Genomic DNA, 2,383 nt, shown 5'->3' on the forward strand with positions numbered 1-2,383 from the left:
GATCCCGTTCCAGGTGCTCGACGTCGCCTCGGGCGATCTGGGGTCGTCGGCGGCCCGCAAGTACGACTGCTACGGCTGGCTGCCCACCCAGGAGCGCTACCGCGAGATCACGTCGACCTCGAACTGCACCGAGTTCCAGGCGCGTCGCCTCAACATCCGCATGAAGGACGCCGACGGCACCCGCCCGCTGGCGACCCTCAACGGCACGCTCTGCGCCATGACCCGGACGATCATCATGATCCTCGAGAACCACCAGCTGCCCGACGGGTCCGTCCGGCTGCCGGAGGCGCTGCGCCCGTACTTCGGCGGCCGGGAGTCGCTCACGCCGGTGGTGTGAACCGACGACGCTCCCCGCCGCGACTGAGGGGGGCGACCGAGCCGATCAGATCCAGTCGCGGGCGCGGAACAGGGCGTAGAGGACGCCGACCCCCACGACGATCAGCGCGACGGACAGCCAAAGACCGAGCGGTTCGGAGAAGCCCGGGTAGGGGATGTTCTGCCCGAACCAGCCGGTGATCGCGGTCGGCACCGCGATGATGGCGGCCCACCCGGCGAGCTTCTTCATGATGGTGTTGAGCCGGGCGTCGGTGAGGGAGAGGTTCGTCTCGAAGGCGCTGGTGACGAGGTCGCGGAGCGACTCCGTCCACTCGGCGGCGCGCAGGACGTGGTCGTAGAGGTCGTCGTACCACGGCCGGAGAACGGGGGCGTCCGAGGCCGGGTGGCGCAGCAGCCCGTTCACGACCTCGCGCATGGGCAAGACGACGCGCCGCAGGGCGACCAGGTCCTTGCGCAGGGTGTAGGCCTGCCGTGCGACCGGCGCGCCGGTGGGGCGGTCCTCGAAGAGGGCATCCTCGAGTTGCTCGAGCGTGTCGTCGAGGGTGCCGATGGCGTCGAAGTGCCCGTCGACCACGACGTCGAGCAGGCCGTGCACGAGCGCGCCTGCTCCCTCGCGGAGCAACTCGGGGCTCTCCTCCCAACGGCGGACGACCGCGTCCATCGTGAACCGATCGTCGAGGCGGATCGTGACGAGCGCGTGCGGCATCATCCAGCCGGAGATGCGGCTGAAGCCCAGTTCGCCGGGCGTCGCGTTCGGGTCGACCGCGTAGACGGTGAAGAACAGGTGCGACTCATGGCGGATCAGCTTCGGCCGCTCCTTCGGGCCGAGGGCGTCCTCGACGGCCGTGGCCGGCAGGCCGAGCTGGTCGGCGACCTCACCCAGGTCGGTCGCTGACGGGGCGAGCAGGTCGATCCAGACGAGAGTGTCGGCGTCGCGGGCGGCGACCACGAGCTCATCGGGGGTGACGTCGTCGTCGGTGAGCACGCCCTGGCGCCACGTGCGGCTGGAGACGAGTGTGTCCATGGGCCCATCATCGCGGGTCGAACACCGTCATGGACACGACCCCGTGGCACGACGCACCTCGTAGGGTGGGGCCTCGTGGCATGGCAACCGAAGCTCGTGGCCCTGGACATCGACGGCACGCTCGTCGACGAGTCGAACGAGGTGACCCCGCGCGTCAAGGACGCCATCGCGGCCGTCGTGGCGGCCGGCGTGCCCGTCATCCTCGCGACCGGACGCGCCTGGGCCTCAGCGGTGACCATCGTCGAGCAACTGCCGTTGGCCCACGCCGAGCACGTGTGCTCCAACGGCGCCGTCACCGTGCGCTACCCGCCGTTCGAGGTCGTCGACGTGCTCACGTTCGACCCGCGGCCGGTGGTTGATCGCATCCGCACCGAACTGCCGGACGCCCTCGTGGCCGTCGAGGTGGTGGGCCAGGGCTACCAGGTGAGCAGCCACTTTCCCGAGGGCGAACTGCACGGCGCGATCGAGGTCGTGCCGCTCGAGGACATGATCAGCCGCCACGTCACCCGCGTCGTCATCCGCGACCCCGCGGCGTCCGAACACGACTTCATCGCACTCGCGCACCGCCTCGGGCTCGAGGGCGTCAGTTACTCGGTCGGCTACACCGCGTGGCTCGACATCGCCCCGCACGGGGTCGACAAGGCGCACGGGCTCGCCCGCGTCTGTGCCCGGGCAGGAGTGGCCGCCGCCGACGTGCTCGCCCTCGGTGATGGCCGCAACGACATCGAGATGCTCGCCTGGGCCGGGCGCGGGGTCGCGATGGGCGGTTCTCCGCCCGAGTTGCTCGCCGTGGCGGACGCCGTGACCGGCAGCCTCGCCGACCATGGGCTCGTGGCCGAGCTCGGGCGTTGGTTCCCCGCCCCGGACCGGGTCGCGCGCTAGCCTGAGGAGCGGCTACAGGAGGGACTCGATGCAGCAGTACATGCGCGAGCCGGAGTACGTCATGACGATGGCCGACGGGACGGTGAAGCAGCTCAACCCGTTCACCGGCACCGAGGTCTGGACGGTTCCCGGCCGCGGCAA

General features: G+C 70.6%; 4 protein-coding genes. 3 read left to right on the plus strand and 1 reads right to left on the minus strand.

Annotation, left to right across the window (positions count from 1 at the left end):
• The coding region (locus tag Q1K57_RS02330) for an aminoacyl--tRNA ligase-related protein (RefSeq protein WP_366525322.1) at nucleotides 1-337 on the plus strand (337 nt) is incomplete at its 5' end.
• 45 nt (nucleotides 338-382) lie between these two features.
• Here the strand turns inward: Q1K57_RS02330 and Q1K57_RS02335 are convergent.
• Complete coding sequence (locus tag Q1K57_RS02335; protein WP_300078581.1) at nucleotides 383-1,360, minus strand: magnesium transporter CorA family protein; 978 nt, start codon at nucleotides 1,358-1,360, stop codon at nucleotides 383-385.
• Nucleotides 1,361-1,435: 75 nt separating this feature from the next.
• Here Q1K57_RS02335 and Q1K57_RS02340 point away from each other — a divergent pair, with 75 nt between their 5' ends.
• The gene (locus tag Q1K57_RS02340; RefSeq protein ID WP_300078583.1) at nucleotides 1,436-2,242 is read left to right on the plus strand and encodes an HAD family hydrolase; all 807 of its coding nucleotides are present in this window, start codon (nucleotides 1,436-1,438) and stop codon (nucleotides 2,240-2,242) included.
• Nucleotides 2,243-2,309: 67 nt separating this feature from the next.
• Nucleotides 2,310-2,383: DUF4921 family protein (locus Q1K57_RS02345; RefSeq protein WP_300078586.1), on the plus strand; the 74-nt coding region annotated here is incomplete at its 3' end.

This window comes from Propioniciclava sp. (genome assembly GCF_029977985.1).
Classification (GTDB): domain Bacteria; phylum Actinomycetota; class Actinomycetes; order Propionibacteriales; family Propionibacteriaceae; genus Propioniciclava.

Excerpts from the sequence above, each read along its gene's own strand:
- Q1K57_RS02335 (WP_300078581.1), bottom strand. The coding sequence starts at position 1,360 with ATGGACACACTCGTCTCCAGCCGCACGTGGCGCCAGGGCGTGCTCACC.